Source organism: Streptomyces sp. G7(2002) (assembly GCF_028870195.1).
Taxonomy (GTDB): domain Bacteria; phylum Actinomycetota; class Actinomycetes; order Streptomycetales; family Streptomycetaceae; genus Streptomyces; species Streptomyces nigrescens.
In genome coordinates, this window is the sequence record NZ_CP102609.1 from 8790047 (window position 1) to 8803722 (window position 13676).

Below are 13676 nucleotides of genomic sequence, written 5' to 3' on the forward strand. Positions count from 1 at the left end.
GATCGTCGAGTAGGGTCCGGCGAGCCGGAACAGTGAATCAAGGAGGCCGTTCTCGTGGCGGAGAGTCAGGTATCGGGTGAGGGCGACGGGACCGATGTCCCGGAAGTGCAGGCGCAGGAGCGCCGATTGCGCCGTGACCTGGGCTTCTGGGGGCTGACGGGCATCGGCTTCTCCAATATCGTCGGCTCCGGCTGGCTGTTCGCCGCCATGTACGCGGCCCAGACGGCCGGCCCCGCGGCGCTGCTCTCCTGGATCGGGGCCGGTCTGCTGTGCGGGCTGGTCGCCCTGGTCATGATCGAACTCGGCGCGTCCCGTCCGGAGGGCGGCGGCACGGTCCGCTGGCCCCTGTTCGCCAGCGGCCGGCTCGTCGGCACCCTCATCGGCTGGTCGACGCTGCTGTCGGTGGGCGGCACCGCGGCCGAGATCAGCGCGATCATGCAGTATGCCGCGCACTACCTGCCGGGCATCTACAACGGCCACACCCTCACGCTCTCCGGGCTGGCCCTGGCGGCCGGTCTGAGCACCGTGCTGACGGCGCTGAACTGGTTCGCGGTGCGGATGTTCGCCCAACTCAACAACCTGGTCTCGGTGTTCAAGATCGTGATCCCGGTCGTCACCGTGATCGCGCTGATCGCCTCCGGCTGGCACTCCGGCCGTCTGACGGACCACGGCGGCTTCGCCCCGTACGGCTATGTCGCCTGCCTGACCGCGCTGGCCGGCGGCGGCATCGTCTACTCCGTCAACGGATTCCAGGCACCGCTGGACTTCTCGGGCGAGACCCGCAACCCCCGCCGGACCATTCCCGCCGCGGTGCTCACCGGCATCGGCCTCGCCGTCCTCATGTACCTGGCCCTGCAACTGGCGTTCCTCTTCACCGTCCCCGAGCATCTGCTCGGCAACGGCTGGCAGGGCGTCTCCTTCGAGTCACCGTTCGGCCAGCTCGCCCTGATCCTCAATCTGCACTGGCTGGCCAGCCTGCTGTACGCGGACGCGGTGCTCTCGCCCGGCGGTTCGGCGTACGTCGGCGTGGCGATCAACGCGCGGCACACCTACGCGCTCGCCAAGAACGGCACCATCCCCCGCTTCTTCATGAAGGTCAACGAGCGGTTCGGCATCCCGCGCCGGGCCCTGGCGATCAACCTCGTCGTCATCATGGTCTTCCTGCTGCCGTTCGGCGGCTGGCAGGACATCGTCAGCGTCATGGGCACCATGTATCTGCTGATCTACGCCGCCTCCGCGGTCGCGGTCGCCGTGTTCCGGGCCGAACCGGGCGGCCGTACCGCCGGCTGGATCCCGGGGCTGGGCTGGATCGCGCCGCTCAGCTTCGTGGTGGCCAGCGAGTTCATCTACTGGTCGGGCTGGCACGATCTGCGCCTCGCCCTGCCCCTGGTGCTCGGCGGCCTGCTGATCTTCCTGGTCATGCGCCGCTCCGGCGCCCGTGACAAGGCCGCCCTGGAAAGCGACGGCGCCGGCCCGAGCCGCTCACTCGGCGCCGAACTCCGCACCGGCGCCTGGCTGGTGGCCTATCTGATCGCCCTGACGGCGCTCTCCTGGCTGGGCACCTTCGAGGGCTCCGGCCGGCTGCCGGCGCCGTACGACTCGGTCACCGTGGCCGCCCTCGCGCTCGCGGTCTTCTTCTGGGCCGTGCGGTCCGGCGTCCGGCATCTGGAGGTGGCCCGCCCCATAGCCGTCTGAAGGCGGCCGCGGGAGGGGCTACAGAGGGTGACGGCCCGTGGCGGGCCGGGCCGTCAAGCGGAAGTCCCACCGCGGAAATAAGATGAATCGGGAGAGGCGGGCTCCCCGAGAGCCCCATGAGGCCAGGTCAGGCGGCCACTGCGGAGACGCACGCGCGCGCCGCGGTGGCCCGGGCACCGACGCACCTGGGAGCGGCCCATGCTTCGGCGTCGTCCCCCGCGGTCGGCGAGCGCGGACGATCTGCTGACCACGCTCGGGCGGCTGACCGCCCAGGCGCGGGAAGGCGCCGAGAAACAGCGGGCCCGGGTCGAGCTCGCCGAGGCGCTGCAGCGGGAGATGCTGCCTTCCGTATTGCCGGGAACACCGGGGCTGCGCGCCGCCGCCACCTACGCCCCCGCCCGGCACGGCCTGGACATCGGGGGCGACTGGTACGACGGCTTCCCGCTGCCCGACGGATCGCTCGCCTTCTGCGTCGGCGATGTGCAGGGCCATGACGTCGAGGCGGCCGCCTTCATGGGGCAGATCCGCTTCGGGCTGCGGGCCGTCGCCGGCCACGCCGCCGATCCCGGAGAGGTGCTGAGCCGGGCCAACGACCTGCTGCTCTCGGTCGACTGCGGGCTCTTCGCGACCTGCACCTTCGTCCGCTTCGACCCGGTCGCCTGGGAGCTGACCAGCGCCCGCGCCGGCCATGTACCCGGAATCTGGGCCACCACCGACGGCCGGTCCGGCCTCGCCGATGACCCAGGGGGCCTGCCGCTGGGCATCGTGCCGGGGGAGAGGTACCCGGTCGCCCGCCGCCGGTTCGCCACCGCGGGAGCGTTCGTGCTGCTCACCGACGGGGTCGTCGAAGGGCCGTCGTTCCCGATAGAGGCGGGACTGACCCAGGTGACCCGGCTGGTCAGCGCCAACGCCGACGGCGATCCGGCCACCGTGGCGGATGTGGCGATGAGCGTCGCCGAGTTCACCGGGCACACCGACGACTCCGCGGTGCTCGTGCTGCGCTTCGACGCGGCGCCGCCCAGAGCCGGGTGAAGCGCGGCACGGGCGCGCGTGTCGCGGACGGCGCCCGGCGGTCCGCGTTGTCTGATGGCTGATGTGGTGCGCACCGAGGAACTCCGCCGTCTCGCACCGGCAGCCCTGACGATCCTCGTGCTCGCCGGTGTCTACTACGGGACCGCACAGATCGGGCTGCTGGAGCAGGTGGTGATCGCGGGTGCCCGGGTCACACCGTTATGGCCGCCCACCGGCATCTCCCTGAGCTGTCTGCTGCTCCTGGGCCTGTGGACCTGGCCCGGCATCGCCCTCGGCACACTTCTGGTCGTCGCCTCCCTCAGCCCGCTCGATGTCTCGGTCCTCGGCATCATGGCGGGCAACACCCTGGCCCCGGTGTGCGCCTACTTGATGCTCCGTCGGGTGGGCTTCCATACCGGGCTCGACCGGCTGCGCGACGGGGTGGCGCTGGTCGCCCTCGGCGCCTTCGCCGGGATGCTGATCAGCGCGACGGTGGGCAGCGGGACGCTTCTCCTCAGCGGTGCGCTGCCGGCCGGCGGCTTCTGGCGGACCTGGGCGGCGTGGTGGGTGGGCGACGCCATGGGCATCCTCGTCGTCACCCCGCTCGTCCTCGCCTGCCGCAAGGTCCGGTGGCCGCAGGGCGTCCCCGCCTATCGGTGGGCCGAGGCCACGGCCCTGCTGGTCGCGTCGGTCGCGGTCTCGCTGGTGGCGGTCACCAGCGAGCTCTCACTGCTGTTCCTGGTCTTTCCGCTGATCGTGTGGGCGGCGCTGCGCTTCCAGCTCGCGGGGGCGGCGCCCTGTGTGCTGCTGGTGTCCGTCCTGGCCATCATGGCGGCGACGCGCCGCACCGGACCGTTCGAGGGCCAGAGCCTGCTGGAGGCGATGGTCAACCTGCAGGCGCTCAACACGTCCGCGGCGCTCACCGCGCTGCTGCTGGCGGCCATCGTCACCGAGCAGAACAGCATCCGCCGCAAGATCGAGCAGGCCTGCCGCGAACTGGCCGACGTGGTGGACCGGCTCGCCCCCGGGGAGAGCCGGCGCCGGTGGCCGCCGGAGGGGGAGGACGGCTGACCCGCCGCCCGCGCCGTCCCTGCGGTCAGCCCCGCAGCAGTTCCTCCAGGTCGTAGCCCACCGGCTCCTCCAGCTGGGCATAGGTGCAGCTCTCCGGCGTACGGTCGGGACGCCAGTGGCGGAACTGGGCGGTGTGCCGGAAGCGGCTGCCCTCCATGTGGTCGTAGGCGACCTCGCACACCCACTCCGGGCGCAGCGGCACCCACGACAGATCCTTGCCGCCGCTCCAGCGGCTGGGCCCGCCCGGCATCCGCCGCGACGCATGCGCCGCCTCATCGGTCCACTCGCCCCAGGGATGGCCCGAGACATCGTCCATCCGCAGCGGCTCCAGCTCGTCGACCAGCTTGCGCCGCTTGGCCATGGGGAACGAGGCGCACACCCCGACATGCTGCAGCTGCCCGGCGCTGTCATGCAGCCCCAGCAGCAGGGACCCGACCACCGGCCCGCTCTTGTGCAGCCGGTACCCCGCGACGACGCAGTCGGCGGTGCGGGCATGCTTGATCTTGAACATGGCCCGGTCGCCCGGCCGGTACGGCAGATCCAGCGGCTTGGCGACCACCCCGTCCAGCCCCGCCCCTTCGAACTGTGTGAACCAGCTGCGCGCCAGCTCCTGGTCCCTTGTCGCGGGCGCGGTGTACACCGGTGCACGGGCCGGCCGCAGCGCCTCGACCAGGGCTTCCCGGCGCGCCGACTGCGGCTCGTGCACCAGCGCGGCGGAGTCGAGGGCCAGCAGATCGAAGGCGACGAGCGAGGCGGGCGTCCGCTCGGCGAGCGTACGGACCCGGGAGTCCGCCGGGTGGATGCGCTCCAGCAGCTCCTCGAAGTGCAGTCGGCCGTCATGGGCGATCACGATCTCGCCGTCGACGACGCAGCGCCGGGGCAGCTCGGCCCGGGCCGCCCGGACCACCTCGGGGAAGTAACGGGTGAGCGATTTCGTGGTACGGCTGGCGATCTCGATGTCCTCGCCGTCCCGGAAGACGATGACGCGGAAGCCGTCCCACTTGGCCTCGTACTGCATGCCGGCGGGAATGTCGGCCACCAGCTTCGCGAGCATGGGGGAGACCGGGGGCATGACGGGCAGGTCCATGTCCCGATCCTGCGGGCTGCGGACGGTTCCCGCGCGCCGGGCGGCCGGGCCCGCCGCCCTTCCGGCGCGCGGCGGCGCCGCACGGTACTTAACGTGGAGTCATGGCCGGAGCCGGAGCTGTGGAACTGGACGTCGCGGGGCGAAAGGTGCGCCTGTCGCACCCCGACAAGACGTATTACCCGGAGCGCGGCTTCACCAAGATGGACGTCGCGCAGTACTACCTCGCCGTCGCCGAGGGGGTGCTGCGGGGCCTGCGCGACCGGCCCACCACCATGCAGCGCTTCCCCGACGGCGTCGAGGGCGAGTTCTTCTACCAGAAGCGGGCGCCCAAGGGGATGCCGGACTGGCTGCCCACGGCCCGTATCGCCTTCCCGAGCGGACGGTTCGCCGACGAGATGTGCCCCACCGAACCGGCGGCCGTGCTCTGGGCCGCCAACCTGGGGTGTCTGACGTTCCATCCCTGGCCGGTCCGCCGCGGGGACACCGAGCACCCCGACGAGCTGCGGATCGACCTCGACCCGCAGCCCGGCACCGACTTCGCGGACGCCGTCAAGGTCGCCTTCGTCCTGCGCGAGCTGCTGGCGGAGCACGGGCTGCGCGGCTGGCCGAAGACCTCCGGCGGCCGCGGACTGCACGTCTATGTACCGATCCAGCCGCGCTGGACCTTCACCGAGGTCAGACGGGCCGCGATCACCGTGGCGCGGGCGCTGGAGCGCCGGATGCCGGATCTGGTGACCTCGGCGTGGTGGAAGGAGGAACGCGGCGAGAAGGTCTTCGTCGACTACAACCAGATGGCCCGGGACCGGACCATCGCCTCCGCCTACTCACTGCGCGCCCGGCCCCGCGCGACCGTCTCCACCCCGCTGCACTGGGACGAGCTGTCCGACGCCGCCCCCGAGGACTTCGATCTGCGAACGGTCCCGCCGCGGTTCGCGGAACTCGGCGATCTGCACGCGGACATGGCGGAGCAAGCCTTCGGCCTGGAGTCCGTCCTGGAGCTCGCGGACCGGCAGGCGGCGGACGAGGGGCTCGGCGATCTGCCCTATCCGCCCGACCATCCGAAGATGCCGGGGGAGCCGTCCCGGGTGCAGCCGAGCCGGGCCCGTAAGCGCTGAGGGTGCGCGGGCCGGCCCGCGGCGAGTCAGTGCTGCAGCCCGGTGACGACGTCCTGCCCGAGGCGCTCGACCGCCGCGAGATCGAGCCGGTAGAGGACGAAGCGGCCGCTGCGCTCCGTCCGCACCAGGCCCAGATCGCGCAGGGCCCGCAGATGACGGGAGACCTGGGGCGCGGTCATCGACAGCCGGGCCGCCAGATCGAGCGTGGTCATCGACTCCCGGGCGATCAGCCGGCACAGCCGCACCCGCCGCGGATCGGTCAGTGCCAGCATCCGGCTGCGGGCGAGCGTGACCCCCACTTCGGGGGCGTCGACCGGATAGTGCAGTACGGGCGGCAGACCCGGCTCGTTCTTGACCACCAGATGCGGTGAGTTGTGGCGGGAGGGGACGAGGAGGACGGGGGTGCGGGCCGGGGTGATCACCGAGTGGTGGAGCTTGTCGAACACCACCCGCGGCGGTCCGGTGAGCCGGGAGGCGTCGGGGCTGAGCGAGGCGAGCGCGGCTGACAGTTCGTCGGTGCCGGCCGGGCCCCGCCCGCCGCCGGCCGTCAGCCGCCCGCGGACGGTGTGCGCGGAGTGGAGCAGTTCCGGCTCGGTGTCGGCCCAGGCCTGGGTGAAGAACTCCGCCCGGCACCGGTCGAGAAAGGCCAGCAGACCGTCGCGGCAGCGCTCGGGGTCCCGCAGCAGCTCAGCGGCCAGCGCCCGCCGCTCGGCGGAGAGCGCGGCGACGGCATGGCCGAGGGCCGCCCGCTGCCCGGCGGAGTGCAGCAGCCGGGAGAAGTCAAAACCCCGGTAGCCGCTCACACAGGCGAAGGCCGTCAGCTCCGCGAACCGCGCGACCGGCAGCCCGGCCAGGCCCTGGAGCTGCTCGTCCAGCCCGCCGGCCACCGGCCGGGTGCCGCCCGCCGCCGTCCCGTCGAGCCCCGGATAGAAACCCCGCCAGCGCAACGCGGACCACAACGGGGAGAAGCGGTGGAGCCCGGCGCGGAGGGCACCGGACGCGCCGTCGGTGACCGCCGTGGCCCACTCCCGCAGCTGCGGATGGTGGGCGGACCCGGTCAGCGCGTGCAGACAGGCGGAGAGCTCCGCGAGCGGGGAGACCGCCACCGTGAAGGACCCGGGGCCGGCCCCCTCCAGGACGATGACGACGGACATGCCGGGAGTCTACGACCGGCCGGGCCTCTCCTCCCGGCCGGTGCGCAGCAGGTCAGACCGCCTCGGCGGCGTCGAACTCCGCCCGCACCGCCGACAGGAACCCCGGCTCGGTGAGCAGATCGAGCACCACCCGGGCCAGTCCGGTCGCCGCGATCTCCGTACGGTCGTGGGCGTACGCGGTGGCGGCCGCCTCCCGCATCGCCTCCGAGTGGCCCGGCGTCCCCCGCTCGGCGATCTGCACATACGGGTGGATCACCGGGAGGAGCTGGGAGAGGTTGCCGATGTCGGAGGAGCCGGCCGGGGTGGCCGGATCACCCGGCACGATGTCCAGGCCGAGCGCCCGCACGGTCTGCCCGAAGCGCTCCGCGAGCACCGTGTTGTTGCGGCGGTCCGCGTACATCGGACCGGTCTCGGACACCTCGGCCGTGGTCTCGGTGGCCATGGCCACTCCGTGCGCGGCCCGCTCGACCCGGGCGACCAGCGCCTCGGCGGACGCCGCGGTCCGGTCGCGGACGTACAGATCGACCGCGGCGTCGGCCGGGACGACGTTCGGGGCCTGGCCGCCATCCGTGACGATCCCGTGGATCCGGGCGGTGGGCGGCATGAACTGCCGCAGCGAATCAAGGGCGTTGAGGAAGAGCTGGGCGGCGGCCAGCGCGCTCCGGCCCTCCCAGGGGGACTTGGCCGCATGGGCGCTGACCCCGGTGAAACCGACCCGCAGATGTGCCGCCGCCAGGCCGTGCCGGGTGGTCAGCGACCGGTCCGCCGGGTGGAACATCACCGCCGCGTCCACCCCGTCGAAGACGCCCGCCCGCGCCAGCCGGATCTTGCCCGCGCCGCCCATTTCTTCCCCGGGGGTGCCGATCACCGCGACGGTCCCCGGGTGGTCGGGCAGGGCCCGGACCGCGGCGATCGCGGCGGCCGCACCGCCCGAGGCGATGAGGTTGTGCCCGCAGCCGTGCCCGATGCCGGGCAGCGCGTCGTACTCGGCGAGCACCGCGACATACGGGCCGGGCGTAGATCCCTCATGCGTGGCCACGAACGCCGTCCCGAGACCGCCGGCCGGCGCCGCCACCGCGAAGCCCGCCTCCGCCAGCCACTCGGTCAGCAGCTTCTGGGCGGCGAACTCCTCGAACTTCAGCTCCGGCTCGGCATGGATCGCCCGGCTGACCCGTTCCATACGGGGCCGCAGGGCGGCGACCTCGGCGGAGAGGGCACGGGGCGGGACGGCGGGGGAGGGGGCGGCAGCGGACAACGGGTCTCCTGGGTACGAAGGGCGGGGAGCGACGGGCTCCGGTACGCCGCTGCGCTCCGGTGCGGCGCAGGGCGCAGGCGCGTTCTCCCCCGACCCTGCCGTCCCGGCCGCTCCACCGGACCTCGATTACCGCGCCCCTGGTAACCCTGGTCAGACTGTCCCCGGCTGCTCGTAAGGTCGCCGCACCTCAGACCGCCACCGCCAGGAGGGCCGCCATGGCAGCAGTGGACACCACCGCCGTCGACCCCGTACCACCGAGATTCAGCAGGTTTCTGGGCGCGATCGAGCGCACCGGGAACCGGCTGCCGCATCCCTTCTGGCTGTTCTGGATCCTCCTGGCGGTCACCGCGCTGGCGAGCTGGGCGATGGCCGCGGGCGGACTGCGGGTCACCGAGCCGGGGACGGGCAAGAGCCTCGCCGTACGGACGGTGCTGTCGGCCGGCGGTGCCCGCGAGTTCCTCTCGATGATCGAGGAAAACTTCGTCACCTTCGGCCCTCTGGGCACCGTCACCCTGATCATGCTGGGCGTCGCGGTCGCCGAACGCGCGGGCTTCTTCGAGACCCTGGCCCGCCGGGCGCTCGCCCGGGTGCCCGCCACCTATGTGGTGCTGGCGGTGGCCCTGGCCGGTGCGCTGTCGAAATTCCTCTCCGACTCCGCCTACATCATCCTGATCCCGCTGGGCGCCATCGCGTTCCAGACCGTGGGCCGCTCACCCCTCCTCGGCATGATCGTCGCCTTTGTCTCCATCAACGCGGCCGGCGACGCCAATCCTCTGATCGCGCCGGGCGACGCGGCCTTCGCGGCGATGGCGACCGAGGCGGCGCGCACGGTGTCTCCGGACGCCGTGGTGCGCCCGACCGACAACATGTACTTCACCACCGTGTCGGCCGTCGTCCTGGCCCTGGTGATCACCTTCGTGGTGGAGCGTGTGCTGTCGCGCCGCGAGCACACCCTGGCGCCCGACGACGCCACGGCCGGGGCCGCCGGTGACGCCGTACGGCCCGCCCCCGGCCCCCGCGAGATCCGGGCACTGAAGCTCACGGGCTGGGCCGCCCTCGGCTACTGGGCGCTGATCGCGCTCGCCACGCTCCCACAGCACTCACCGCTGCGTGCCGCGGACGGCGCGGTCATCGCGTCCCCGCTCTTCGACCACATCGCGGTCTTTCTGGCACTGTTCTTCCTGGTCATCGGCCTGGTGTACGGCAGGCTCACGGGCAGTGTCTCGGCCGGCCAGGACGTACCGGCCTTCATGGCGGACGGGCTGCGCTCCATCGCACCGCTGCTGGTGATCTTCTTCGCGGTCTCGCAGTTCGTCGCGCTCTTCAAGTGGACGAACATCGGCACCTATGTCGCGGTCCGCGGTGCCGACGCCCTCCGTGACCTGGGTGCCCCCACCCTGGTCCTCTTCCTCGTCCTGATCGCCGCCGTCGCCGGTCTGAATCTGCTGATCACCAGCGGTCAGGCGCTGTGGGCCCTGGTCGCGCCGGTGCTGGTCCCGATGCTGATGCTGCTGCACATCAACCCCGCGACCACGATGGCGCTCTACCGGATCGCCGACTCCTGCACGAATTCGATCACTCCCATGAGCACCACCTTCATCCTCACGGTCGGCTTCCTCCAGACCCGTAAGAAGCAGGCCGGCATCGGCACCCTGGTGTCCTGCACCCTGCCGGTCGCGATGGCGATGCTGCTCGTCTGGACGGCGCTGTTCGTCGTCTGGTGGCTGCTCGGCATCCCCCTGGGACCGGGCGCTCCGGTGCGCTGACCCGAACGGCGGCACCCGCCACGGCCGGCACCGCACGGGACCGGCCACGCCGTTCGCGGGCCGACGGGGCGCGGGCCCGCCTGTCCCGGCATGCGGCCGGCCCGCCGGGGCGGGACCATTCCGCACGTGGCGCACGACAGGAACGCACCGGAGGGACGGGACGCCGGGGCGGGGGCGGCGCGGCGTCCCGAGAGCACCTCCGGCATCGACTACGTGGCGGTCTTCCAGGCACTGCCGGGCGCCATACTGCTGATCACCCCGGAGTTGGTGATCGCCGATGCCAACGAGGCGCTGCTGCGGCGGGCCGGCCGCGAACGCCAGCAGCTGGTCGGCCGCTTCCTCTTCGAGGTCTTCCCCGACAACCCGGACGACCCCGACGCGTCCGGTACGCGCAATCTCCGGGCGTCCCTGGAGCGGGTGGTGGCCTCAGGGGCGCCCGACACCATGGCGCTGCAGCGCTATGACGTCGAGGCGCCCGGCCGGCCGGGCGTGTTCGAGGAGCGGTACTGGAGTCCGGTCAACGCGCCGGTGCTCGACGCCGACGGGCGGGTGCAGCTGATCGTGCACCGGGTCGAGGAGGTGACCGAGACCGTCCGGGCCGGTGCCGGGGACCGCGTCGGCGACCGGGAGCGGATGGCGGCCGAGCTCTACACCCGCGCCCAGGAGCTCCAAGAGGTCAACGAGCGGCTGCGGCAGGCCAATGACTGGGAGCGGGAGGTGGTGCTGGCTCTCCAGGAGGCGATGCTGCCGGCGCCACAGCCCGTGGGGCACCATCGCGCCGCGGTGCGCTACCACCCCGCGGTCGGTGCGCTCAATGTCTGCGGCGACTGGTACGACCTGGCCGAGCTGCCGGGGGACCGGATGGCGGTGGCCGTCGGCGACGTCGTGGGCAACGGTCTGGCCGCCGCCTGCGTCATGGGCCAGCTCCGCAGCGCGCTGAGCGCCGCCGCACGGGTCGTCGCCGGGCCCGCCCGGGCGCTGGAGGTGCTGGGCATCTATGCGCGCTCGGTGGACGGCGCGGAATCCACCACCGCGGTGCAGGCCTTCATCGACTGGACCACGCACACCATCGCCTACAGCAGCGCCGGCCATCCACCGCCGGCCCTGCTGCACCCGGACGGCACCGTGGAACTGCTGGACCGGGCGACCGACCCGCCGTTGGGCGCGCGGCCCGAGCATGTGGAGCGCCCCGAGGCGCGCGTGACCTTCGCCGACGACGCCGTGCTGGCCCTGTACACGGACGGTCTGATCGAGCGCCGCCGCGAGGACATCGACGTCGGTCTGGGACGGCTGGCCGATGCGCTCACCCGGCACCGCGGCGCCGATGCCGAGGCGCTCGCCGACGCGCTGCTGGCCGAGCTGCTGCCGCCCGGCGGGGCGACCGATGACGCGGCCCTTGTCATCATCCGGCTCTGACCAGGCCTTTCAGCGGTTCGCTTTACCGATTCATTGCCGCGACTGGAGCAATTCTTGGGGCCGTTGGAGTGGCTCTCCGTCGTGTCTGCAGGGTTTTCGGTGAGGCGCGGTACTCATCGAATGTCAGATTTCCTGCCACACAGGAGAAACGCAATGCGCAAGTTCATAGGCCGCTCCGTGGCCACCGCGGCCCTTGCCGCCGCTACCGTCCTCCCGCTCGCCGGCATGGCTTCGGCCACCCCGCAGGCGCCGGCCGCATCGTCAAACGGTGACCACCACGGTCGTCACCACCACGGTCGTCACCATCACCACCACTGGCACCACTGCCACCACAACGGCGGCTACAACGGCTTCAACGGCTTCGGCGGCTTCGGCGGCTTCGGCGGTTACAACGGCTTCGGCGGCCACAACGGCTACAACGGCTGCGGCAACTACGGCTACGGCTTCGGGGGCTTCCCCTTCGGCCTGCTGGGCATCCTCTGACCGGCAGCAGCACTGACAGGCCGCCGCAGCCCTTGGCTGCGGCGGCTCGTCGCTGTCATGCCAGGGTGCCGGCCTCCTGCTCGGCCCGCCGGCGCAGCTCCTTCTTGTCCGGCTTGCCGGCATCGGTGAGCGGCAGCGCCTCGACGAAGATGACCCGGTGCGGTTCGTACATCGCGCCGCGCTCCGCGCACACCATCGCGCGCAGCTGCTGTCCGTCGACGTCGCTGCCGGGCGCCCGTACCACCGCGGCGTGCACCCGCTCCATCCGGTCGGCGTCCCGGACCCCGAACACCGCGCTCTGCAGTACCTGCGGGTGCGAGTTCAGCAGGTCCTCCAGCTCGGTGGTGTACACATGGCCGCCGACCACGACGATCATGTCCTTGATCCGGTCGACGATGGTCAAGTACCCCTCGTCGTCGAGGAATCCGATGTCCCCCGTGTGCAGCCAGCCGTCCCTCAGCACCTCGGCGGTCAGCTCGGGCTGCTTCCAGTACCCCTTCATGATCATGGCGGAGCGCACACAGACCTCCCCGTGCTCACCGGCCGGCAGATCGCGGCCCGCCTCGTCGCGGATCGCCACCTCGACGTCGGGCAGCACCTTGCCCGCCGAGCGCAGCCGGTCGGGGCGCCGCGGGTCGTGGTCCTCCTGGGTGAGCACGCTGATGCCGCCGGCCTCGTTCTGCCCGTAACCCTGCATCAGCACCGGGCCGAACGCCCGTACCGCGTCGGCTATCCGGGCCGGGGACGCCTGGCAGCCGCCGTACGTCAGCATCCGCAGGCTGGAGGTGTCGGTGTGCGGTGCGTCCGGGTGGTTCATCAGCTGATAGAGCAGCGGCGGCAGCAGGAACATCTCGGTGATGCGCTCCTGGGCGATGGCCGTGAGCACCGTGCCGGGGTCGAAGTCGTCGAGCAGGACGACGGCGCCGCCCGCGTGCAGCGTGCTGTCGGCCATCATGCCCGCGGCGTGCGCGAGGGTGGTGCAGACCAGCTGCCGGCGCTCGAACTCCGGCTGCTGCGGCAGCACTCCGTGGAACCAGCGTGCCTGCTCGAAGGTGGTGCAGATGCCCTTCGGGTGGCCGGTGGTGCCGCCGGTGTGGCGGATGGTGCACACATCGTCGGGCCGGGCCCGGCTCGCGAACGGCTCGTCGGACTGTCCGGCCGCCAGCTCCAGCAGATCCGCGCCCAGCTTCGCGGGGCCGAGGACGAGGACGTCCGGCACCGGCGCCAACTCGGTGACCTCGGCGGCCCGTTCGGCATACCGCGGGTCGACGATCAGGGCCCGGGTCTCGACATCGCGGACGATAGCGGCCTGGGACTCGGCGGACAGCTTGTTGTAGAGGTGGTTGACCCGGGCGCCGATCAGATTGGCGGCGTAGCGGGCGGCGACGGCCTCGGGGAGGTTGCCGCTGAGCAGGGTGACGGTCGCTCCCCGGTCGACGCCCCGGGCGCGCAGGGCGCGTGCCAGGCGGTGGACCAGTGAGCGGAACTCGCCTGCGGTGACGCGGCGGCCCTGGTGGACCAGGGCCTCGCGCGCCGGGTCGGCGCTAAGTGCATCGAGGTTCTCCTCCACGTAGGTACGGAATGTCCGGGCGGCGATGGGCATGATTGCGGGCTTCCTCCTGA

11 protein-coding genes are annotated in these 13676 nt (G+C 72.2%); 7 read left to right on the top strand and 4 right to left on the bottom strand.

Annotation, left to right across the window (positions count from 1 at the left end; genetic code table 11):
- Positions 1–54: 54 nt before the first annotated feature.
- The 3 genes from NUT86_RS37885 to NUT86_RS37895 all read left to right on the top strand — a co-directional run bounded on the left by NUT86_RS37885 (position 55) and on the right by NUT86_RS37895 (position 3777).
- A complete protein-coding gene (locus NUT86_RS37885) occupies positions 55–1695 on the top strand; it encodes an APC family permease (protein ID WP_274739922.1) in 1641 nt (546 codons plus the stop codon).
- Positions 1696–1893: 198 nt separating this feature from the next.
- On the top strand, positions 1894–2727 hold the full coding sequence (locus NUT86_RS37890; RefSeq protein WP_274739923.1) for a PP2C family protein-serine/threonine phosphatase: 834 nt from the start codon (positions 1894–1896) through the stop codon (positions 2725–2727).
- Positions 2728–2790: 63 nt separating this feature from the next.
- Entirely contained in the window at positions 2791–3777 is a 987-nt protein-coding gene (locus NUT86_RS37895; RefSeq protein WP_167540574.1) for an MASE1 domain-containing protein, read from the top strand.
- 25 nt (positions 3778–3802) lie between these two features.
- On the opposite strand, the gene NUT86_RS37900 is transcribed toward NUT86_RS37895, so the two are convergent.
- On the bottom strand, positions 3803–4864 hold the full coding sequence (locus NUT86_RS37900; protein WP_274739924.1) for an ATP-dependent DNA ligase: 1062 nt from the start codon (positions 4862–4864) through the stop codon (positions 3803–3805).
- A gap of 101 nt (positions 4865–4965) precedes the next feature.
- Here NUT86_RS37900 and ligD point away from each other — a divergent pair, with 101 nt between their 5' ends.
- The gene (gene ligD / locus NUT86_RS37905; protein WP_274739925.1) at positions 4966–5979 is read left to right on the top strand and encodes a non-homologous end-joining DNA ligase; all 1014 of its coding nucleotides are present in this window, start codon (positions 4966–4968) and stop codon (positions 5977–5979) included.
- Between the two features lie 26 nt (positions 5980–6005).
- On the opposite strand, the gene NUT86_RS37910 is transcribed toward ligD, so the two are convergent.
- Together NUT86_RS37910 and NUT86_RS37915 are read right to left on the bottom strand one after the other, a co-directional pair.
- Complete coding sequence (locus NUT86_RS37910) at positions 6006–7133, bottom strand: ArsR/SmtB family transcription factor (protein ID WP_274739926.1); 1128 nt, start codon at positions 7131–7133, stop codon at positions 6006–6008.
- 52 nt (positions 7134–7185) lie between these two features.
- Positions 7186–8388 carry a M20 family metallopeptidase gene (locus NUT86_RS37915; RefSeq protein WP_018092022.1) on the bottom strand — a complete coding sequence of 401 codons (1203 nt, stop codon included), beginning with the start codon at positions 8386–8388 and terminating at the stop codon, positions 7186–7188.
- Between the two features lie 215 nt (positions 8389–8603).
- Between NUT86_RS37915 and NUT86_RS37920 the strand changes: the two genes are divergently transcribed.
- The 3 genes from NUT86_RS37920 (at position 8604) to NUT86_RS37930 (ending at position 12053) form a co-directional block, all read left to right on the top strand.
- Positions 8604–10154, top strand: coding sequence for an AbgT family transporter (locus tag NUT86_RS37920; RefSeq protein WP_159484301.1), 1551 nt, complete (start codon positions 8604–8606; stop codon positions 10152–10154).
- A 126-nt stretch (positions 10155–10280) separates the two neighbouring features.
- Positions 10281–11570, top strand: a complete 1290-nt coding sequence (locus NUT86_RS37925; RefSeq protein WP_274739927.1) for a PP2C family protein-serine/threonine phosphatase — start codon at positions 10281–10283, stop codon at positions 11568–11570.
- A 153-nt stretch (positions 11571–11723) separates the two neighbouring features.
- Positions 11724–12053 (top strand): hypothetical protein, encoded by a 330-nt coding sequence (locus tag NUT86_RS37930; RefSeq protein ID WP_176608067.1) that lies wholly within the window; start codon positions 11724–11726, stop codon positions 12051–12053.
- A gap of 55 nt (positions 12054–12108) precedes the next feature.
- Here NUT86_RS37930 and NUT86_RS37935 read toward each other — a convergent pair whose 3' ends face one another.
- Positions 12109–13656, bottom strand: coding sequence for an AMP-binding protein (locus tag NUT86_RS37935; protein ID WP_274739928.1), 1548 nt, complete (start codon positions 13654–13656; stop codon positions 12109–12111).
- Positions 13657–13676 lie beyond the last annotated feature (20 nt).

Coding starts and splice junctions, on each gene's coding strand:
- NUT86_RS37935 (WP_274739928.1), bottom strand. CDS start 13,656: ATGCCCATCGCCGCCCGGACATTCCGTACCTACGTGGAGGAGAACCTC.
- NUT86_RS37910 (WP_274739926.1), bottom strand. CDS start 7,133: ATGTCCGTCGTCATCGTCCTGGAGGGGGCCGGCCCCGGGTCCTTCACG.
- NUT86_RS37890 (WP_274739923.1), top strand. CDS start 1,894: ATGCTTCGGCGTCGTCCCCCGCGGTCGGCGAGCGCGGACGATCTGCTG.
- NUT86_RS37900 (WP_274739924.1), bottom strand. CDS start 4,864: ATGGACCTGCCCGTCATGCCCCCGGTCTCCCCCATGCTCGCGAAGCTG.
- NUT86_RS37920 (WP_159484301.1), top strand. CDS start 8,604: ATGGCAGCAGTGGACACCACCGCCGTCGACCCCGTACCACCGAGATTC.
- ligD (WP_274739925.1), top strand. CDS start 4,966: ATGGCCGGAGCCGGAGCTGTGGAACTGGACGTCGCGGGGCGAAAGGTG.
- NUT86_RS37930 (WP_176608067.1), top strand. CDS start 11,724: ATGCGCAAGTTCATAGGCCGCTCCGTGGCCACCGCGGCCCTTGCCGCC.